The 20,921-nt window shown below is 31.5% G+C and carries 15 protein-coding genes, 2 tRNA genes and 2 rRNA genes (1 of these 19 running past the window's edge); 12 read left to right on the plus strand and 7 right to left on the minus strand.

Going from position 1 to position 20,921, the window contains the following annotated elements; genetic code table 11:
- The 4 genes from gldG to NAB20_RS08635 form a co-directional block, all read right to left on the minus strand.
- Positions 1-1,668 carry a gliding motility-associated ABC transporter substrate-binding protein GldG gene (gldG, locus tag NAB20_RS08620; protein WP_375604984.1) on the minus strand — a complete coding sequence of 556 codons (1,668 nt, stop codon included), beginning with the start codon at positions 1,666-1,668 and terminating at the stop codon, positions 1-3.
- 1 nt (position 1,669) lies between these two features.
- Positions 1,670-2,401 carry a gliding motility-associated ABC transporter permease subunit GldF gene (gene gldF / locus NAB20_RS08625; RefSeq protein WP_088391513.1) on the minus strand — a complete coding sequence of 244 codons (732 nt, stop codon included), beginning with the start codon at positions 2,399-2,401 and terminating at the stop codon, positions 1,670-1,672.
- 83 nt (positions 2,402-2,484) lie between these two features.
- A complete protein-coding gene (locus tag NAB20_RS08630; protein WP_088391515.1) occupies positions 2,485-2,781 on the minus strand; it encodes a putative quinol monooxygenase in 297 nt (98 codons plus the stop codon).
- Between the two features lie 38 nt (positions 2,782-2,819).
- A complete protein-coding gene (locus NAB20_RS08635; protein WP_105196363.1) occupies positions 2,820-3,641 on the minus strand; it encodes an S-adenosyl-l-methionine hydroxide adenosyltransferase family protein in 822 nt (273 codons plus the stop codon).
- Positions 3,642-3,735: 94 nt separating this feature from the next.
- Between NAB20_RS08635 and NAB20_RS08640 the strand changes: the two genes are divergently transcribed.
- Positions 3,736-4,686: a PhoH family protein gene (locus NAB20_RS08640; RefSeq protein WP_127822939.1), complete on the plus strand. Its 951-nt coding sequence runs from the start codon at positions 3,736-3,738 to the stop codon at positions 4,684-4,686.
- A gap of 157 nt (positions 4,687-4,843) precedes the next feature.
- Here NAB20_RS08640 and NAB20_RS08645 read toward each other — a convergent pair whose 3' ends face one another.
- Both NAB20_RS08645 and hmpA read right to left on the minus strand, forming a co-directional pair.
- A complete protein-coding gene (locus NAB20_RS08645) occupies positions 4,844-5,272 on the minus strand; it encodes an Rrf2 family transcriptional regulator (RefSeq protein WP_375604985.1) in 429 nt (142 codons plus the stop codon).
- Positions 5,273-5,287: 15 nt separating this feature from the next.
- The gene (hmpA, locus tag NAB20_RS08650; RefSeq protein WP_127822940.1) at positions 5,288-6,484 is read right to left on the minus strand and encodes an NO-inducible flavohemoprotein; all 1,197 of its coding nucleotides are present in this window, start codon (positions 6,482-6,484) and stop codon (positions 5,288-5,290) included.
- A gap of 158 nt (positions 6,485-6,642) precedes the next feature.
- Between hmpA and NAB20_RS08655 the strand changes: the two genes are divergently transcribed.
- The 6 genes from NAB20_RS08655 to NAB20_RS08680 all read left to right on the plus strand — a co-directional run bounded on the left by NAB20_RS08655 (position 6,643) and on the right by NAB20_RS08680 (position 14,524).
- Positions 6,643-7,593, plus strand: coding sequence for a phosphoribosylaminoimidazolesuccinocarboxamide synthase (locus NAB20_RS08655; RefSeq protein ID WP_105196360.1), 951 nt, complete (start codon positions 6,643-6,645; stop codon positions 7,591-7,593).
- A gap of 86 nt (positions 7,594-7,679) precedes the next feature.
- Positions 7,680-9,068 carry a hypothetical protein gene (locus NAB20_RS08660; protein ID WP_375604986.1) on the plus strand — a complete coding sequence of 463 codons (1,389 nt, stop codon included), beginning with the start codon at positions 7,680-7,682 and terminating at the stop codon, positions 9,066-9,068.
- A gap of 987 nt (positions 9,069-10,055) precedes the next feature.
- Positions 10,056-11,447: a hypothetical protein gene (locus tag NAB20_RS08665; protein ID WP_105197036.1), complete on the plus strand. Its 1,392-nt coding sequence runs from the start codon at positions 10,056-10,058 to the stop codon at positions 11,445-11,447.
- A 223-nt stretch (positions 11,448-11,670) separates the two neighbouring features.
- Positions 11,671-12,486 (plus strand): cyclase family protein, encoded by an 816-nt coding sequence (locus tag NAB20_RS08670; protein ID WP_258929452.1) that lies wholly within the window; start codon positions 11,671-11,673, stop codon positions 12,484-12,486.
- Positions 12,487-13,213: 727 nt separating this feature from the next.
- Positions 13,214-13,447, plus strand: coding sequence for a hypothetical protein (locus NAB20_RS08675; RefSeq protein ID WP_375604987.1), 234 nt, complete (start codon positions 13,214-13,216; stop codon positions 13,445-13,447).
- Between the two features lie 360 nt (positions 13,448-13,807).
- Positions 13,808-14,524 carry a zinc-dependent metalloprotease gene (locus tag NAB20_RS08680; RefSeq protein ID WP_375605780.1) on the plus strand — a complete coding sequence of 239 codons (717 nt, stop codon included), beginning with the start codon at positions 13,808-13,810 and terminating at the stop codon, positions 14,522-14,524.
- A gap of 401 nt (positions 14,525-14,925) precedes the next feature.
- On the opposite strand, the gene NAB20_RS08685 is transcribed toward NAB20_RS08680, so the two are convergent.
- Entirely contained in the window at positions 14,926-16,014 is a 1,089-nt protein-coding gene (locus NAB20_RS08685; protein WP_088391533.1) for a M42 family metallopeptidase, read from the minus strand.
- 80 nt (positions 16,015-16,094) lie between these two features.
- On the opposite strand from NAB20_RS08685, the gene NAB20_RS08690 reads away from it, so the two are divergent.
- From NAB20_RS08690 to NAB20_RS08710, 5 genes are all read left to right on the plus strand, one after another.
- Positions 16,095-16,805 (plus strand): DUF4294 domain-containing protein, encoded by a 711-nt coding sequence (locus NAB20_RS08690; RefSeq protein ID WP_105197034.1) that lies wholly within the window; start codon positions 16,095-16,097, stop codon positions 16,803-16,805.
- 965 nt (positions 16,806-17,770) lie between these two features.
- Positions 17,771-19,286, plus strand: a 16S ribosomal RNA gene (locus NAB20_RS08695).
- Positions 19,287-19,382: 96 nt separating this feature from the next.
- Positions 19,383-19,456: transfer RNA gene (locus tag NAB20_RS08700), tRNA-Ile, on the plus strand.
- Between the two features lie 113 nt (positions 19,457-19,569).
- Positions 19,570-19,643 (plus strand) — tRNA-Ala (locus tag NAB20_RS08705).
- 207 nt (positions 19,644-19,850) lie between these two features.
- Positions 19,851-20,921 (plus strand): 23S ribosomal RNA (locus NAB20_RS08710); it runs 1,835 nt beyond the window's last position.
- Together the 16S and 23S rRNA genes with 2 tRNA genes alongside form the textbook arrangement of a ribosomal RNA operon.

Consider the following 20,921-nt stretch of genomic DNA (forward strand, 5'->3'; position numbering starts at 1 on the left):
TTATCGCCCCCATTTTCGATTTCTTAAATGGTTAAAAATAAGGCCAAATAGGATTAAAATAATTAATGGAGCACCAATTGTAATGAATTGAATAGTGCTATATTCCTCATATACTTTTTCTTTATCAAGTAGTGGAAGATCTACTTCTTTACTACGAATGTTAATTAATCCATTGTCATCTAATAAAAAATTCACACAATTCATTAGGAACTCTTTGTTTGCATATAGCTGATTGGTCCATTTATCAAAACCTAATTCCATAGGTTGTCCGTTTTTATCCAATTGATTTTTAATGATATCGCCATCGGATACAACAATTATTTTGGATTCTTTTCCTATGTTTTTGAAATCCAGTGATTTAAAAGGTAATACGCGATTTTCAAAGACAGAATGAAACTTTCCTTCTAATAACAAAGCCACAGGGAAATTTCCAGGGACATAGTCTTTTGCTACGGGGTTTTCATTTACCATCTCAAGATTAATTTCTACAGGTGTACCGACTGTTCTAGAGTAGGGAGATGATTTTAATAAAATAGTTTTTTTTATACCATTTTTTAAGGTGTCTATAGGGTTTGCAAACTCAAATTTAACACCGTCAATATTGTTTACAATGGGATGTTTGCTCTCTGTGTATACAAATGGAGAATAGAACCAAGGATAGTTTTGGTATTGTGTCTCACTTCCCCTTTTTCCTGTAGCTAATGCTATAGGTACAGCTTGCATATCTTTTATCAGTACAGGATTTATACGAAAACCATATTTAAAAAATAAATCATTTAATCCCAAATCTTTTGCAAAAGCAAGTGTATTGCCTGTTTGATTTAAGTCTTCCATAGAAACATTTACCGCGTCTATTAACCAAAGTGTTTTACCTCCGTTTATGATAAATTGATCTAGTACTTGTTTTTCTGCATCTGTAAAGCTCGAATTGGGTTTGGTAATGATGGCTAAATCAAATGTTTGAAGTGCTTTTTGTATTAATTTAGGTTTTGTTTTTACAGAATCTATAGGAAAGGGAGCTATAAAATAATTATCACGAACAGTTTGTAAAAAATCCGCTTTTAATACATCTGGAAGTTCATTTTTTCCTTTTATAATGGCAATTTTTTTCTTTTTTGATGTTGTAATTTTATGAAAGGCATCTGTAAAAGCATATTCTAGATGTTGTACTGAATGAATGATCTTTTGTTCTGTACTAACCCCCATACGGTTTTTTAATAATGGAACTTTAGTACTTTTTCCTTTATAAGTAGCAATGGCCCAAGGGTAAACGACTTCTTGTGATTGTTTACCTTTATCGTCAACGGTTATTTTAATAGGAGTTAAGCCTCGTTCATAGAATTGTTGCATTACTGCCTCTGCTTCTTCTGGGTTTTCTAGCGGATTAACAAATTGAAATATGATATTAGAATTGTAGGCTTTTAACTCTTCTAATATTTGTTTTGTTTCGAGTTGTAGGCGTTTAAATTCTGTAGGAAAATTACCTTCTAAGAATACATCTATATAAAGTGGTTCTTTTGCATTTTTTAGAATATCTAAAGAAGTTTCTGATAAAGTATATCTTTTATCCTGAGTTAAATCAATACGTTTAAAAAAGGTATAGCTGATAATGTTTAGTACTACTAATCCAAGGATAAGACCGATTATTTTTTGTGCAGTATCTTTCATCTTATTTCTTGTAGTTTTTAAGGTTGATAACGGTTAGTGAATAAAAGAAAAACATTACGCTTATGAAATAAATCAAGTCGCGCGTATCAATTACACCTCGACTGATACTTTTGTAATGGTAATCCATTCCTAAGGAGGCTATGATGTTATTAAAGTTTCCTAAAATGGATAATGTAGAAATACCTTGAAAGCCAAAATAAAATAAGAAAGAGGCTAACACTGCTATAAGGAAAGCAATAATTTGATTGTCAGATAGCGTAGAGGTATAAATTCCGATAGAAGTATAAGATCCTACTAGAAATAATAAACCAAAATAAGATCCCAATGTACTGCCAAAATCTAGGTTTCCTTCAGGTAGTCCTAGATCATAGATTACCTTTACATATACTAATGTAGGGATTACGGCTATAAGAATTAAAAAAAAGGCACCTAATGATTTTCCCATTACAATTTTGCCTAAACTCATTGGTTTTGTTAATAGGAGTTCAATAGTTCCTTGTTTTTTTTCATCAGCAAAACTTCGCATTGTTACAGCAGGAATTAGAAATATTAAAACCCAAGGAGCAATAGTAAAAAAAGGGGTTAAATCAGCAAAACCAGAATTAAGTATATTGTAGTTACCTTCGAAAACCCATAAAAATAGACCTGTTATGAGCAAAAATAACGCAATGACTAAATAACCAACAGGAGATCCAAAAAATGATCGAAATTCTTTTAAAAGTATGGCTTTCATAAATTATGGTATAGGTTTAAAATCTAAAACGTAAAGATGTTGTAATGCAACAAAAGTAATGGAATCGTCTCAAAGTTAAAATTTTAAATCAAAGAAACCAGCTTGTTTACACTCCAAGCTTCTGGTTTGTCATTGAATAATTTTTTTGTAAAACTCCAAACTTCCTCAAATAACGCGGAATTTCTATAATTCTCCAAGTCTTCAGGGCTTTCCCAATAACTATAAGTAAAAAAAACACAAGGATTATTTTGATCTTGGTAGAGTTCTAATAATTGATTTCCTGGTGAGTTTCGAATTAAATCTTTTATTTCGTTAAAATTTTCTAAGAAAAGAGGGATGTTTTCTTCGTGAAAACTAAGTTTAACTATTCTAGTTAACATATCAATAATGGCTTATTAATTTAATTTTGTAAATTATTCTATTCAAAAATAACACTAACTGTATCTCTGTATTTTAAGCCTAATAACGACTTAGCTGTACCAGTGGTGTTAGGATTGCTCTTAAATATAGCAATTTCAAGATAGCCAGCTTCATTAAAAAGAGCTAACTTTTCACCTTCATAGTCTTTAAGCGTATAACCTTCTCGGATATTAAAATCAGAATAGGAACGATGTATTTTTTTTATTGTTTTGTTGCCAAATTTTATTTCAAATTTTTTGTCGATATTTAATTTCTCAAAAGAACTTCTTGTGATGTTTGTTACACAATTTCCATAGTGATCAATATATATAACATTTCCCTTTATTTTGTTAGGTTCTACTATTTCTTGTAGTTGATTTTGTGGCTTTAAATGTTCAATTTTTTCACCAATTACATCCAATACACCTCCTTTTGCAATATGACAAGCCACAGCCAACAAAATGTCTGTGTCAGTAGCGGTTTTAGGTAAATGGTTACTGACCTCTATTCGTGTTATACTTTCTGGTTTTTGATTTTGACAAACTAAGCTCATAATACCATTATCAGCACACACAAAGTAATGCTCGTTCCAATATACAACTAAATGTTTCGTATTATTAGTTTGTTCACTATCTACACCTATCAAATGAACTGTACCTTTAGGAAAGTTATAATACGCAGCACTAATTACGTAACTAGCTTCTATTATATTAAAAAGATCTATTTGATGAGAAATATCAACAATTTGAGCATTAGGGATTTGTGTGAAAATTTTTCCCTTTAGTGCACCTACAAAGTGGTCTTTGACTCCAAAATCGGTAGTAAGTGTAATTATTGACATTCGATTGTTTATAATTATTGCTGTATTATTGAGGCAAAATTAGTAGATTTGGGATAAACAAAACGAATTTATTTTTAACTAAATTAATCTGACTTTGAACGAAAGAGTTATAGAATTAGAAAATATTGCGCCTAAAGAATTTTGGGGAGCTCATGATAATCATTTGGAAACCATAAAAAAATACTATCCAAAACTTAAAATTGTAGCTAGAGGGACAACCTTAAAAGCCTTTGGAGAACAAGAAGTTTTAGATGAATTTGAGGTACGATTTCGTAGACTCATGCTCCACTTTACACGCTTTAATAGTATTGATGATAATGTTATTATGAGAATTGTGGAAGGTGATATACAACACAGTACTCAAATGTCAGATCACGATAAGATATTAGTACATGGAGTAGGGGGGAAGTTGATAAAAGCAATGACTCCCAATCAACAATTATTGGTAGATACGTTACAAAAAAATGACATGGTCTTTGCTGTAGGTCCAGCAGGAACTGGTAAGACTTATACAGGAGTTGCGCTAGCTGTTAGAGCCTTAAAAGAAAAACAAGTAAAGCGAATTATATTAACTCGCCCTGCCGTAGAAGCAGGAGAAAATCTAGGTTTCTTGCCAGGAGATATGAAGGAAAAATTAGATCCTTATATGCAACCGTTGTATGACGCTTTACGAGATATGATTCCTCCTCAGACTCTAGAAGATTATATTATGAAAGGTGTTATTCAAATTGCTCCCCTAGCATTTATGCGTGGTCGTACATTAGATAATGCCTTTGTTATACTAGATGAAGCCCAAAATACGACTCACAGTCAAATGAAAATGTTTTTGACTCGTATGGGTAAAAATGCTAAATTTATTATTACAGGAGATCCTGGTCAGGTAGACTTGCCACGAAGAACTATATCAGGTTTAAAAGAGGCTCTTTTAGTATTAAAAAATGTAGATGGAATAGGAATAATCTATTTAGATGATAAAGATATTGTACGTCATAAATTAGTTAAAAAAATTATTGACGCCTATAAAAGCATAGAAAATCAAGATTAATTAGTAAGATTTTTTTTAATAAATAAGATTGATATGATGAGCGGATCAAAGTTGCTATAAGAAATGAACAGATACAATCAAGATAGAAAATTCTTTTGATTTTAAAAAGTATGAACAAATGCTATACTAACGGTCATAATAAGTGTTTTTAAAAGTTTTATGATTTAGGTAATATTTCATTCCAATTCTTAAAGCGAAGATCTTCTAGTGTATGTTGATTTAAGGTTTCAATAAATAAGTCATAACCTTTTTGTAATAGATGTTTTAATTGACATTCGCTACTAGGAAATATACACAGTTTGGTTTTGCAATCAATAATAGGATCTTCGTCTTGTTCCAATAAATGTATTAGATTACCAAGAGGGGTTTTTAAGGTTTTTTCTGCAATACGTATTCCTCCTCCTTTCCCTCTTTTGGTTTCTACTAAATTATGATAAGAAAGAAACTGAATAACTTTTATTAAGTGATTTCTAGATAAATTAAAAGTACTGGCCAATTCATCTAAAGAAGTAGAATCTTCCTTATTCAGATGAATTAAGTAAATTAATACTCGCATAGAAAAATCAGTAAAGTGATTCAGTTTCATAAAAAATATTAATGATTAATTGAGATTCAAAATTTGTGGACCAAATTCTTCAAAATGAATTGCATTTTTATCTACACCTAAATTTATAAGCGACTGATATTGTGTTTTTATAAATACTTCAGGACCGCAAATATAATATTTAGCATCTTCTATTAAAATTTCTTCCTGATGATTTTCTAAATTAATACGTCCTTTTTTTATAGTGTCCGTTTCGGAATCTATTTGTTCATAGTAAGTATAAGATTTTAGATTTTTGTCTTTTTGCGCTATTTCTTCCACTTCATCTCTAAATGCTTGTACTTTTTCATTACGACAACTATGTATCCATACGGTTTTATTATCATGATCTTTTTGGCTTTGTAACATGCTTAATAAGGGAGTAATTCCTATTCCTCCACTTATTAATATCATTGGATAATCTATTTTTTTTCCGATATTAAAAACGCCTGCTGGAGCTGATACAAAAACTTCACTTCCTTCTTTTTTGTTATGTAAGGTGTTAGAAACCAGTCCATCAGGATTATTGTTAGCTCCTTTTTCTGATTTTATGGAAATTCGATAATATTTTTCATTAAATGAAGAAGAAAGACTATACTGTCTTGGTTGTTCATGACCTAGTTCCTCTATATAGGTCTTGATTGTAATGTATTGACCAGGTAGATAATCAGCAATCGCTTCGTTATCCTTTGGCGTTAAATAAAAAGATTTAATCTCATCGCTTTCTTCTACTATTCTTGTAATTAAAAAATTTCTCCATCCTTTCCAGCCTCCTTTTTTATTAAGATTAGTTTGATACATTTCTTCTTCTATTTGTATCATTATATCAGCTAATTCCCAATAAGCTTTAGCCCACGCATCTAGTAATTCCTCTGTTGCAGATTCTTGTAAAACTTCTTGTATAGAAGCAATTAAGTGATTACCTACTATTTCGTATTGTTCTTTAGTAATATTAAGACTAACATGTTTATTACCAATAGACTTAAGAACATCTATTAAAACACTTGGGTTTTCTATATGTTCTGCATAAGCTAAAACGGCCATAGCTAAAGCTGTTTGTTGTTTACCACTAGCTTGATTTCCTAAATTAAAAATATTTTTTAATTCCGGATTATGAGTAAACATCCTATTGTAAAAATGTTTGGTTAATAATACGCCATTTTCTTTTAATACAGGAATAGTAACTTTAATTAATTCTTTTTCGGTTGTTGTCATTGTAAATTATATTTTATGAAGCAAAAATATTAAAAAAAAATATAAGTTGTATTTTAAATACAACAAATAAAAAAATGATTTATCTTGTAAGTAAATAGGAAACCTTTACATTTGTATTACGGTTTACAATAAATGTAAAATATAACAACACAACACAAATGAATACGATTACTTCTACCCAGTTCAATTTTTCGGGTCAAAAATCAGTTTATCACGGAAAAGTGCGTGAGGTTTATAATATTAATGATGAATTATTGGTTATGATTGCTACCGATAGATTATCCGCTTTCGATGTTATTATGCCAAAAGGAATTCCGTATAAAGGGCAAATACTAAATCAAATTGCCACAAAATTCATGGAGATGACACAAGATATTGTACCTAACTGGTTGATAGCAACACCTGATCCCAATGTAGCAATAGGGCATTTATGTGAGCCTTTTAAAGTTGAAATGGTTATTAGAGGCTATTTATCAGGCCATGCAGCTCGTGAATATGCCTTAGGGAAACGTGTATTATGTGGCGTTACAATGCCTGAAGGAATGAAAGAAAATGATCCATTTCCAGAACCTATTATTACCCCAACAACTAAAGCTGATGTAGGAGTACATGACGAAGATATTTCAAGAGAATCAATTTTAGCAAAAGGAATTGTTTCCGAAGAAGATTATTTGGTTTTAGAAAAATACACGCGCGCTTTATTTCAAAGAGGAACTGAAATTGCTAAATCAAGAGGATTAATCTTAGTAGATACTAAATATGAGTTTGGAAAAACAAAAGAAGGAAAAATTGTTTTAATTGATGAAATTCACACACCTGATTCTTCACGTTATTTTTATGCTGAAGGTTATAAAGAAAGACAAAGTAGAGGAGAAGAGCAAAAACAATTATCGAAAGAATTTGTGCGTAAATGGTTAATATCAAATGGGTTTCAAGGAAAAGAAGGACAACAAATACCCATTATGAATGATGAATATATAACAACAGTTTCCGATAGATATATTGAATTGTATGAAAATATAATAGGTGAAAAATTTGAAAAATCTGATATTTTAAACATTCACGATCGAATTGAAAAAAATATTTCTACATTTCTTGATAAAAAATAAATCCTTTAATCTTTTAATCTTTTGTTATATTTGCGTTTTGAATTTTAAAAAAACTGTTACTAATTTTTTAAAAAAAAGACCGTTTTATGAAAAAAATAATTTTATTTCTCTTTGTAAGTTTATTGTTATCATGCAGCAATGACAAAGAATTTATTAATTTAAATACAAATTTACCTACCGATGTAGCTGCTCAAGATCCAACAGAAGATGATATTAAAGAATATTTTAGTCTTTCGGTAACATCTGTTAAAAAGGCAGATGAAATCGTTAATAATATTACGAACATCAGAGGACTAAAAAAAATTGGATATAAACAAGTAGATTTATTAGTTGAGAATACAGTAATAGAAAAAAAAGATGCCCAAAAAGGAGAGGTTATTGCAAAAATTTCAGGAAAATTTGCTAATAAAACCTTTTCTAAATCATATACGTTTTTTTGCTTGCCAGATGGATCCAGTAATAATTCCGAAGATTCCTATATTGCCAAAAATATTATAATGAAGTGGAAACCTGAATTTAAAGATAATCCAGAAGAATTAACAGATCTAGATTTTGATACTTTTTATAGGTTAAAAAAGACCGATTTATTTACTGTAGAATACCTAAGTAAATGGCTTGATTTCTATTCTAAAAAGCAAAATTCGGATAAGGAGTATAAATTTACTTCTGAGGATTTAAAAGATATTAAAATTAAAAAAATAGATTATTTGATAAGAAGAATAGACATAACTTTCGAATATAAAAATAAGCATTCGGTTACTTTGCTCTTTGATTTTGATCAAGATAAATATTACAAAAAAAAGATTACTTTAAACAAAGATGAAATAAAAAAATATTATGTATTTGGTGTAAGCAAAAATCTAGAAGAATTCAAAGATAAGTTCATTAATACTTCAAGTGATTTTGTTTTAAAAGTTTCTTTTCCTAGAGTAGAAGAAAAGAATAATTCTATAAAATACAATTGTTCTTTATTGACAAAAGGAGGTGAAAAATTAGCTGATTTCTCTCATGAAATTACAGGTTTCAAACCCTTATCTGATTTTCCTAAGGAATTTATAGTGCAAACAACCGATGGTCTAGATCGTTATATGCAAGATGTTTTAAAAGATATACCCGATGGAGATGTAAAAGGAATAGTTTCTCCTTTACGTAATAAAATTATAGAGAAGTTACAATACGGAATTATTAGAGAAGATGATATTATTAATACTCTAGGAAGTGATCTTGTTATTCGTTTATCAAACGGGCAATTAGCGCTAAAGTTGAAAAGGATATCGGATAATAATCCTGATACTTTCGATGATTTAATCCCTTTGAGTCAACATATCAGACATAAAGATATATTCTTTCTCCCTGTTTTTGCTACAACTTCAGCAGTTAAAAAACAAGATAAATTAGTACTTGAATTAACATTTTTTATTTCTGGATATTCTGTTATAGGAAAAATTAAAAAAGAGATAGTGGTGAATCTTTAAAGAATAGTCTAAAAAGAGGGGGTAAAAAGAATAACTTGACTTTGTAGATAGTTATTCTTGGAAACAGAGAACTGACAAGATTTTAACCTTTTGCCCCCTCTTTTTGATAGACTTGTTTTTTGTACTATTTTAACTAATCTAAGAAATAGTTTAATCTTCCTTCTTTTTCACTATATGATCATATAAAAATATATGATACTGTTTAAACATTGAAAGTAGCGTAAAAAAACATTTGTGTAAAACGCATAACCAGTTATTGATTTAATTATTTCATTCTCCTTCATTTTAATCAATTTTTCCATTTTCTAATTTAAGAACAAATTCCGAATTAGACTTCGTCATGAAGAGGAAAAGGAAGGAAAATAGAAAGGAACGGAAATTTTTCTCGCAGATGTGGACGACAAAAGCCGTAATTTACCCCCTTGTTTCTTACTTCTACCAAAGGGAACGTCACATTTCAATATTATGTTATTTCTCCTGTTGTATAAATGACAAGATTGCCAACTTTTAAAAGAATCTAATGAATACCAAAAAAGGGTACTTTTTTAAATTCAAAAGTTTTTTTCATTTGTAGCAAATTTTTAATGCAAAATCTGAAGTTAATGTTTTTAACCCCAGATTTCATATTTTACTTCGTTTTGAAACAAAAAAATCAATAAATTCAAGTACTGACCGAAAATTTTAGAAGAAGAAAAAGGAAGCTTTTTGATGATTAAATTTTGAAGACATGTTTGAATTTGAAGAAAAATAAGTAGAATAAGCTTCGCTAATTGGAGTCTAATCCGTATTTGAGTTAAATAATCATAAACTCTCTTTTGTATTTGTTTTTGTTAAAATATTAAACCTTATAAAAATAGTTAAAGAGTATAAATAATACTTTTTTAAACAAAAAAGTTTAAATATTTAATTTTTGGCATTATATTTGATGTTTCTATGCGGGATTTATTTATAATAAATCTAAATAATAATTTATATAAAAATAATGTTATGAGAAAAACGATTTTACTCCTTTCAGTTAGCCTGTTATTATCTTGTAGTAAAGATAAAGAACTCACAGATTTAAAACTTGATAATGATGTAAAGAATAATGTTGATGTAGCCCCTTTAGTAGATCCAACAGAAAATGAATTAAGAAAATATTTTGATATAGAAATCACCCAAGATATTGATAAAGCAGCTAATAATATATCAACTATAAGAGAAACAAAGAAAATAGAATCGAAAGAATTATCAATAGAAGAAGCAATAATAGAAACAAAAGATGTAGAAAAAGGTATAATTACAGTAAAAGTTTCTGGGAAATTTGGTAAGAAAAACTTCTCAAAAAAGCAATATACATTTTTTGATTTTGCTCAAAAACCATATGATTCATATATGGTAAATAGAGCTTACATGAGATGGAAACCTCAATTCAAAGATAATCCAGCGCAACTAACAGATATAGATTTTGATACTTTTTATAGATTAAAAAAAACAGATCTATTAACAATAGAAGAACTTAGTAAATGGGTTGATCTATATTCAAGTAATCCTAACGCTAATATTTATAAATATACTGCTGAGGACCTTAAAAATACTAAAATTATAGAAGCACTTTATACAGACGAAGCATTTAATTTTAGAATAAAATATAAAAATGAAACAAGTAAATACATCTCTTTGCACTTTAATAAAAATGAATATTACAAAAAGAAGGTAGTTTTAGATAAAGAAGAAATAAAAAAATATTATGTGCAAGGAGTTCATCAAGAATTTAGTGGCTTTTTTGGAAATTTAGTTAAGATATCCGATGATTTTAATTTAGAATTAATGTATGATAATGCAAATTTAAATAAAAGTGAAAACAGTATATCATGCCACTTTTCTCTATCTACAAAAAAAGACGAAAAATTAGCCGAATTTGAATATCTATTTACAGGATTTAAGCCATTGTCTGACCTATCTAAAGAATTAGTTATTAAAACAACAAATGAGTTAGATCAATATATGCAACGTTCTCTATTAAAAACGCCAGATGGTGACGTTATTGAAAAAGTGAAAAGATCATTACAGCATTGGATTAAAATGACCCAAATTGGCGTGATAAGAAAAGATGATATGATTAATACAATAGGAGAAAATTCAATTATTCGTTTACCAAATAATCAATTAGCCTTAAAATTATATCTAAAAAGTATTAGTTTAGGTAATTATTCTGTTGACGCATTAGTACCTTTGAGTAGAAGAGGACTTCATCAAGATATTTTATTAATTAATCCTTATTTTCAAGTAAATTCAGCAGTTAAAAAAGAAGGAAAATTAATTGTAGAAGTAGAATTATATAATGTTAACGAAGAATCTTTAAATAATGTTAAAAGACAAATTGAAATTAGATTATAATATCTCAATATAAACAAGTTGTATTATAACAACTTTATCTGTACAGATAGCGTTTTTAAATTCCTATCTGTACAGAAACAAAATAAATTATGAAAGCTTTAAAGAAACATTAATCCCTTTTAAAAATTCTTTTAACTAGATTGCAAAAATTTTTATAATTCAATAAAAAGAAACATCTATAAAAAAGTTAAAAACTTCTCTATATTGTGTTTAATTAAAAAAAATGATGGTTTTATATTCTAATTATCCATCACTTAAGTTAATCAAATTAAAAAGTATGAAAATAATTGATTTATCTAAAACAATCTACCAAAATCCAAATGATCCTTTCTTTATGAAAGTTAAAATCAAACATAAAATCCATAAAAAATCCAAATGGATCATAAGATTGTTCGGATTACCCTTTAGTTTATTTCCCAAGCACTTTACAGGCTGGGCTGATGATATGATTAAACAAATGGGAGTACACGCTACTACTCATTTAGATGCACCCTATCATTATGGTCCTATTTGTGAAGATAAACCAGCAAAAACTATTGAAGAAATACCGCTAGAATGGTGCTATGGAAATGGTGTTATTATAGATATGAAACATAAAAAAGATTTTGAAATAATAACAAAAAATGATATTGAAAACTTTTTAAATAAAGAACAAATAAATATCCAACCAGGAAATATAGTCCTAATAAAAACAGGTCGAGATAAATATATATACGATAAAGATTATTATAAGAAAGGAACCGGTATGTCCGCAGAAGCAACATTATTTTTAATTCAAAAAGGAGTAAAAGTAATGGGTATTGACCAATGGGGATGGGATTTGCCATTACCTTATCAAATAGAACAAGCAAAAAAACAAAAAAGAAATGATATATTTTGGGAAGGACATCTAGTAGGGGTAGAGCATGAATATTGTCACATGGAACAACTGGTTAATTTAGAAGAACTTCCTTATACAGGTTTTAAAATAGCTTGCTTCCCCTTAAAATTAAAAGGAGCTTCTGCAGGGCCCTCTAGAGTAGTTGCCATACTAGAATAAAAAATCACTCACTCAATCAATCAATCTACTTTTTGTAATTATCTATTCAGTATCAAAATATATTGAATAGGTAATTCACACCCATTCCCCACCATTTCTTATTTTTAATACATTTAACAAAAAAACATTATAACTCCTATATCATAAGAGTTATAAACTTAATTAAAAACACATATTTCTTAAATATCAAAAGGAAGAAAAGCAAGTTTTTGTTTAATCCAAAATTCAGGATTAGACTTCGTGATGAAGATGAAAAGCAAATAAAATAAAACTTACGGAAATTTTATCTAACAAACGCAAGTACAAAAGACGTAATTCAACGCGTGGTTTGTTACTTCGATCAAATGGAAAAGTCATATTATCAATATTATATGATTTCTCCTATTGTGTAAATGGTAAGATTGTGAACTTGTAAAACGATCTAATTGACCACAAAAAAATGTACTTTTTTAGATTAAAAGTCCTTATTTATTTGCAATAAATTTCTAACGCATAATCTCCATTTTATTTTTTTAAAATGGAGTAGATTTTTAACGCTCAATTAAAGCTAAACCTTCCTTTAATAAAGAAGCTGTTAATCTGTTTAGATTTCGTTACTTTTTTTTAAAAAATAACCAATCTTCAAACTTTTCGATTAGCATACTTTAATCAATGATAAAAGAAATATTGATGTAATAACATCAAAAAAAATTATAATTCTATTCTAAATCATTTTAAAAAAAACAATATGGAAATAAGTAAGAAAATGAAAACACTTCTAATTTTAATATTAAGTTGCCCTATTTTTGCTCAAAATATAAAATGTAAAACAGCAGAAATAAATAGGAATCAATTCAATAACCTAAAAATAAAAGCAAAGAAAAAATGGAATGAAGAGATAGATGCAGATGTGATAAAAAATAAAGATTTAGAAAAAGAATTTATTATTCCCGTTGTTTTTCATGTTTTTGATGAAGGATAGGTTTACTATCCAGAAACTAAAAAAGCCACTCCAGATGGTTATTATCAACCAGATGAGAAAAAAATTACAATCGAAAAAATAAAAAAAGCATTAGAAAAAGTAAATGAAGATTTTAATGGGCTCAATGATGATTATAATAGTGTTGATCCTGATTTTCAATCCATAAAATCTAAATTAAATATAAAGTTTGAATTAGCTAAAATTGGAAAAAAAGGGAACTATAAACCAGAAGGATGTGTTATCTTTTATAAAAAAGATGAAAAAGGATTTGGGAATAATAGCAAAAAAACGAAAGACCTAATTCGAAAAAAATATGCTTGGGATAACAATAAATATATTAATGTATATATCCAAAATGATATTTTTGACGATCAAGAAAACAATTCAGGAGTCGCCACCTATCCAGATCAAGAAAAAACAAATGATAATTTTTCCAGAATAGTCTATAGCGGAACCTCTCTTTATGGTAATGTAGATGACGAATTTGCGTCAACACTAACCCATGAATTTGCACATTTTTTAGGACTAATACACACTTTTGAAAATGGCTGTGCAGGAACAGACGAAGTAAGTGATACGCCACAAGAAGAATTTGCCGTAGCAAATGATAATTGTAAACCAGTTTTTAATTGCAATAAAGAAAAAGTGAATAACGAAAATTATATGGGATACAATGGATCTTATGGCTGTTATAAAATGTTTACAAAAGGACAAGTAGAACGTATGTATGAAGCATTACACCATTCCAGTAGAAAAGAATTATGGCAACAAAAAAACCTAATTGAAACAGGATTGAAAGAAGAAACCCTTTTATCTAATAATTCATTTGAAACAGGAAAAATAATAAAAATATATCCCAATCCTTTTAATTCTAAAATTGAAATTATACTAAATGAAAAGATAAAAAATATCAAACTATTTAATATGCTAGGAGAAGAGATGATAATCAATATTCAGTCTCAAAATAAAGACCTAATAGAATTAAAATCATTAGAAAATTTAAAAACAGGCCTGTACATAATAAGGATAACAACCTTCTCAGGAAAAATATTTTCAGAAAAAATAATAAAAAAATAAATAAAAGTTATATTCAAGTGGTTACATCTTTTATGGTAAAGGCGAAAAACAAAGATTTTTCTTCCAGATTTTAAGTAAGATTACAAAATAAAAAGATCAAATACGAGAAAGGAAGACCATTTTACAATCAAGTTGAGACCACCTCATTTTAATCCAAATTTCGCATTAGACTCCGTTGTGAAAAAAATGAATAAATTCAAGTGATCACGGAAAATTTTAGAAAAATAAATAAAGCACTATTTTGATGATTAAAATTTAAGTACCTACTTGAATTTGAATAAAAATAAAGCAAAATAAAATTCTAATGCGAAATTTAGGTTTAAGGAAATATATAGAATTAAAATAGTATAAAAAAATCTACTCCAAAAAAAACATCCTCTTTTTAAGAGTAGATTTAGATTTTATTTAAAATATGAAAAACTTTCGTTGTTTTCAATTTTTAAAAGACTTTCATAGATTAGTTTTATAACGTTTTCTACATCCTCCCGATGTACCATTTCTACCGTTGTGTGCATATAACGTAATGGTAAAGAAATCAATGCAGATGCCACTCCACCATTACTATAAGCAAAAGCATCCGTATCAGTTCCAGTTACTCTAGAGCTAGCATGTCTTTGAAAAGGAATTTCCTTTTCTATTGCGGTATCAACAATCAATTCCCTTAATTTATTCTGTACAGCAGGAGCATAAGCAATAACAGGACCACGACCCATTTTTAAATCACCTTCAATTTTTTTATCAATCATAGGAGTCGTCGTATCATGACATACATCCGTTACAATTGCAACATTCGGCTTAATAGTCTGTGTAATCATCTCAGCACCACGTAATCCAATCTCTTCCTGTACAGAATTTACTATATACAATCCAAAAGGAAGCTTTTTGTTATTCTCTTTTAGTAAACGAGCTACTTCAGCTATCATAAACCCTCCCATTCTGTTATCTATAGCACGGCAGACAAATTTGTTCTTATTTAAAACCATAAACTCATCAGGGTAGGTAATAACACATCCAACATGTACACCTAATGCCTCAACCTCCTCTTTGCTATTACATCCACAATCTATAAAAATATTATGTAAGGTAGCACTTTCTTCCTTGCCCCTTCCACGTGTATGAATTGCAGGCCAGCCAAAAACACCTTTAATAATACCATTTTTAGTATGGATATTTACCCTTTTTGAAGGAGCAATTTGATGATCAGAACCACCATTACGAATCACATATATCAAACCATCCTCCGTAATATAATTTACATACCAAGATATTTCGTCACTGTGTCCCTCTATGACCACCTTATAAGGAGCGTCCGGATTTATAATTCCGACAGCTGTTCCGTATGTATCCGTAATGAATGTATCCACATAAGGTTTAAGATAATCCATCCAAATCTTTTGCCCTTCACTTTCATATCCCGTAGGAGAAGCATTGTTCAAATAATGCCCTAAAAAGTCTATAGAAAGATCATTTAATATTGTTTCAGTATTCATAAAAAAAATTTTTGCTAAAATAAAAAAATGGAGTAACACTTGTAGAATAAATGTATAATTTTGAGCAAAAATAAAATTCAATGCACAAATATAACACAGCCATAGTATTTCTGTTTTTCTCTGTAATAGCAGTTACAGCTCAAGAAGTAAAAATAGATTCTACAGAAATTGAAAAAAAGTTAGATATAAAAGATACCATAGCACAAGTCTCTTATCAATTAGAAGAAGTCTTAGTAACAAACAGAGCATATAACTTTAAAAGCGAAGAAGAAAGAAAACGCTTCATGATTCTAAAACGACGCGTAATGAGAACCTATCCCTATGCCAAGATTGCAGCAGATAGATTAGTGGCACTTAATAACGGAATGAAACTTTTAAAATCAGAACGCGATAAAAAAAAATATTTCAAATTAGTTGAAAAATTTTTAACAGAAGAATTTGAAGAACAATTAAAAAAATTAAGTAGAAAAGATGGACAAATTTTAGTAAAACTAATACATCGTCAAACAGGAGTTACTACCTATGATCTAATATCTGAATTAAAAAGTGGATGGAAAGCCTTTTGGGCTAACAATACAGCTAGTCTATTTGATATAAATCTAAAAACCAAATATGAACCCGATTTAGTTGCAGAAGATTACCTTATAGAAAGCGTTCTATATCGCTCCTTTATAGATGGGAGATTAGTGTCACAAGAATCTAAATTAGGACATAATTATAGCGAACTTCAAAAAAGTTGGCGTCAAAAAGTAAAAGAATATAAAGAAAGACATCCCGAATTACAAAAATAGATAATAAAAAGAAATAAGGTGATCAAAAGAAATCTCGTACTTTGGGGTAAGAGATGCCAAAACAAAATAAACAGATAAAGAAATCAATCTAAATAATCAGCTATATACTTCTTTTAGTATTAGAACAACTGGTTAGATATTTTAAAATTTACTTTTTGTCACCTGTTTCTTTGTTAATTTTGAAATAAATTAGAACTCTTCAGTTTATAAAAACTTTCAAGAACAGAGTCATTTTAAAACATTTTCCATTCGATTCGTTATCTATTACTTATATCCCTTTGTAAAATCAAACTCCGCCCAAACAAGTAAATAAAATAAAAATCCATTACCTATTTAACGTGAGTTCGACTTAAGAAACTTTTAACTTGCTAATAAACAGTTCTTTCATATTTCTTTGAGGAACTTTGTGTAATACTTTATGTAATAGCTATACGACGAAAAAGACAAAGAAAACATTAACGGAAGCACAAAGATTCTATGTAATGTGTTAAAAATCAATGTTTTTTATGTCGAACTCATGTTGTTTAAAAAAGTAACAAGACTCGAAAAACAACCAAACAAATTAAAGGACTATAAAATAATACAAAGGGAGTAATAGATAACTATTTGATAAACAGCAATTAAAATAAAAAACTAAAAAAATAAGACAAAACACTAGGAAAAAAGAAAAAAACGAGCGTATCTTTGCACCCGCAACAGCGAAGTTCTTTAGATTATTGTTAAGATATTTTTCGAAGCTTACTTCAAAAAAAGTTTTCAAAAAAGTCTTGCAAATTAAAAAAGAATTTTTACCTTTGCACCCGCTAAGACGCTAAGTCAAAAGCGAAAAATAAGAATAAAAAGTTCATAGACATATTGGATTGACAGCACGTTTTAATAGAGATATTAAAACAATAAAATTTAAGAGAGTAAGAAAACTAGCATTCTTTGTCCACAATATTTAACCTTAGGGTTACAAAAGATATACGATGAAGAGTTTGATCCTGGCTCAGGATGAACGCTAGCGGCAGGCTTAACACATGCAAGTCGAGGGGTAGAAGGAGCTTGCTCCTTTGAGACCGGCGCACGGGTGCGTAACGCGTATGTAATCTACCTTGTACAGGGGGATAGCCCAGAGAAATTTGGATTAATACCCCATAGTATTATGATGTGGCCTCACATTATGATTAAAGTTCCAACGGTACAAGATGAGCATGCGTCCCATTAGCTAGATGGTAAGGTAACGGCTTACCATGGCCACGATGGGTAGGGGTCCTGAGAGGGAGATCCCCCACACTGGTACTGAGACACGGACCAGACTCCTACGGGAGGCAGCAGTGAGGAATATTGGGCAATGGTCGCAAGACTGACCCAGCCATGCCGCGTGCAGGATGACGCATCTATGGTGTGTAAACTGCTTTTGTACAGGAAGAAACACTCCCTTGCGAGGGAGCTTGACGGTACTGTAAGAATAAGGATCGGCTAACTCCGTGCCAGCAGCCGCGGTAATACGGAGGATCCAAGCGTTATCCGGAATCATTGGGTTTAAAGGGTCCGTAGGCGGTTTTATAAGTCAGTGGTGAAATCTGGTCGCTCAACGATCAAACGGCCATTGATACTGTAAGACTTGAATTACTTGGAAGTAACTAGAATATGTAGTGTAGCGGTGAAATGCTTAGAGATTACATGGAATACCAATTGCGAAGGCAGGTTACTACGAGTATATTGACGCTGATGGACGAAAGCGTGGGGAGCGAACAGGATTAGATACCCTGGTAGTCCACGCCGTAAACGATGGATACTAGCTGTTTGGGGCAACCTGAGTGGCTAAGCGAAAGTGATAAGTATCCCACCTGGGGAGTACGCTCGCAAGAGTGAAACTCAAAGGAATTGACGGGGGCCCGCACAAGCGGAGGAGCATGTGGTTTAATTCGATGATACGCGAGGAACCTTACCAAGGCTTAAATGGGAAACGACAGATTTGGAAACAGATCTTTCTTCGGACGTTTTTCAAGGTGCTGCATGGTTGTCGTCAGCTCGTGCCGTGAGGTGTCAGGTTAAGTCCTATAACGAGCGCAACCCCTGTTGTTAGTTGCCATCGAGTAAGGTCGGGAACTCTAACAAGACTGCCGGTGCAAACCGTGAGGAAGGTGGGGATGACGTCAAATCATCACGGCCCTTACGCCTTGGGCTACACACGTGCTACAATGGACGGTACAGAGAGCAGCCACTACGCAAGTAGGCGCGAATCTAAAAAACCGTTCTCAGTTCGGATCGGAGTCTGCAACTCGACTCCGTGAAGCTGGATTCGCTAGTAATCGCAGATCAGCCATGCTGCGGTGAATACGTTCCCGGGCCTTGTACACACCGCCCGTCAAGCCATGGAAGCTGGGGGTACCTGAAGTCGGTGACCGCAAGGAGCTGCCTAGGGTAAAACTGGTAACTAGGGCTAAGTCGTAACAAGGTAGCCGTACCGGAAGGTGCGGCTGGAACACCTCCTTTCTAGAGACAAAAAAAAGGATGTGATTTAAAATTAAAATTAAATTAAAATCTTACTCTCGCTGTTAATTCAAAAAAAAGAAAAGGCTTAAAATACAGAGTCTCGTAGCTCAGCTGGTTAGAGTACTACACTGATAATGTAGGGGTCGGCAGTTCGAGTCTGCCCGGGACTACTATTTAAAGTTATAAAAAAGGAAATTCTAGAAGCGAATTTTGAATTATAAATTTTAAATGATGAATTTGAAAAATAATTCAAAAAAATAATTCAACATTCAAAATAGACAATGGGGGATTAGCTCAGCTGGCTAGAGCGCCTGCCTTGCACGCAGGAGGTCATCGGTTCGACTCCGATATTCTCCACAACAGCCCCTCCTAACCTCCCCAAAGGGGAGGAACATAGAGCAATCGGCTCTCCCCCTTCGGGGGAGCTGGAGGGGGCTCAAAGTTCATTGACATATTGAGATAAACATACAAACAAGTAGAAAGAACATCTTTAGTGATTAGTAAAAAAGCAATAGGCACTAGTGGCTTATGGCTATTGACTAATGGCTAAAATAATAAAGAAAACAATAAGCAAAATAAGGGCGTATGGGGAATGCCTAGGCTCTCAGAGGCGAAGAAGGACGTGATAAGCTGCGAAAAGCTGCGGGGATCGGCACATACGAATTGATCCGCAGATATCCCAATGGGGCAACCCACTATGTTGAAGACATAGTATCCGATAGGAGGCGAACCCGCTGAACTGAAACATCTAAGTAGGCGGAGGAGAAGAAAACAAAAGTGATTGCGTAAGTAGTGGCGAGCGAAAGCGCATTAGCCCAAACCGTTGTTGTTACGGCAATAACGGGGTTGTAGGACCACAATATTTCTTGTAAACTGAATTAGAATAACCTGGAAAGGTTAACCCAAGAGGGTGATAGTCCCGTATAAGTAAAGAATATAAAGAATAGTGGTATCCTGAGTAGGGCGGGGCACGTGAAACCCTGTCTGAATCTGGCGGGACCATCCGCTAAGGCTAAATACTCCTGAGAGACCGATAGTGAACCAGTACCGTGAGGGAAAGGTGAAAAGAACCGTGAATAACGGAGTGAAATAGAACCTGAAACCATACGCCTACAAGCGGTCGGAGCAGCATAAGCTGTGACGGCGTGCCTTTTGCATAATGAGCCTACGAGTTACCGTTGCTGGCAAGGTTAAGTGATTAAGTCACGGATCCGTAGCGAAAGCGAGTCTGAATAGGGCGCGATTCAATCTAAGGGATTGAAAGCGTATTTATACGCTTAAGTCAGTAGTGGTAGACGCGAAACCGTGTGATCTACCCATGGACAGGATGAAGCTTTGTTAACCCAAAGTGGAGGTCCGAACCCGTTGACGTTGAAAAGTCTTGGGATGATCTGTGGGTAGGGGTGAAAGGCCAATCAAACTCGGAAATAGCTCGTACTCCCCGAAATGCATTTAGGTGCAGCGCTCAAGTTAAGTTATATAGAGGTAGAGCTACTGATTGGATGCGGGGGCTTCACCGCCTACCAATTCCTGACAAACTCCGAATGCTATATAATATATTGAGCAGTGAGGGCTTGGGTGCTAAGGTCCAAGTCCGAGAGGGAAAGAACCCAGACCATCAGCTAAGGTCCCCAA

The sequence above is a fragment of the Flavobacterium davisii genome (assembly GCF_042182265.1).
Classification (GTDB): Bacteria; Bacteroidota; Bacteroidia; order Flavobacteriales; family Flavobacteriaceae; genus Flavobacterium; species Flavobacterium davisii.

Coding starts and splice junctions, on each gene's coding strand:
- NAB20_RS08670 (WP_258929452.1), top strand. CDS start 11,671: ATGATGGTTTTATATTCTAATTATCCATCACTTAAGTTAATCAAATTA.
- NAB20_RS08660 (WP_375604986.1), top strand. CDS start 7,680: ATGAAAAAAATAATTTTATTTCTCTTTGTAAGTTTATTGTTATCATGC.
- NAB20_RS08665 (WP_105197036.1), top strand. CDS start 10,056: ATGAGAAAAACGATTTTACTCCTTTCAGTTAGCCTGTTATTATCTTGT.
- NAB20_RS08690 (WP_105197034.1), top strand. CDS start 16,095: ATGCACAAATATAACACAGCCATAGTATTTCTGTTTTTCTCTGTAATA.
- hmpA (WP_127822940.1), bottom strand. CDS start 6,484: ATGACAACAACCGAAAAAGAATTAATTAAAGTTACTATTCCTGTATTA.
- gldF (WP_088391513.1), bottom strand. CDS start 2,401: ATGAAAGCCATACTTTTAAAAGAATTTCGATCATTTTTTGGATCTCCT.
- NAB20_RS08685 (WP_088391533.1), bottom strand. CDS start 16,014: ATGAATACTGAAACAATATTAAATGATCTTTCTATAGACTTTTTAGGG.
- NAB20_RS08630 (WP_088391515.1), bottom strand. CDS start 2,781: ATGTTAACTAGAATAGTTAAACTTAGTTTTCACGAAGAAAACATCCCT.
- NAB20_RS08675 (WP_375604987.1), top strand. CDS start 13,214: ATGGAAATAAGTAAGAAAATGAAAACACTTCTAATTTTAATATTAAGT.
- NAB20_RS08655 (WP_105196360.1), top strand. CDS start 6,643: ATGAATACGATTACTTCTACCCAGTTCAATTTTTCGGGTCAAAAATCA.
- gldG (WP_375604984.1), bottom strand. CDS start 1,668: ATGAAAGATACTGCACAAAAAATAATCGGTCTTATCCTTGGATTAGTA.
- NAB20_RS08645 (WP_375604985.1), bottom strand. CDS start 5,272: ATGAAACTGAATCACTTTACTGATTTTTCTATGCGAGTATTAATTTAC.
- NAB20_RS08635 (WP_105196363.1), bottom strand. CDS start 3,641: ATGTCAATAATTACACTTACTACCGATTTTGGAGTCAAAGACCACTTT.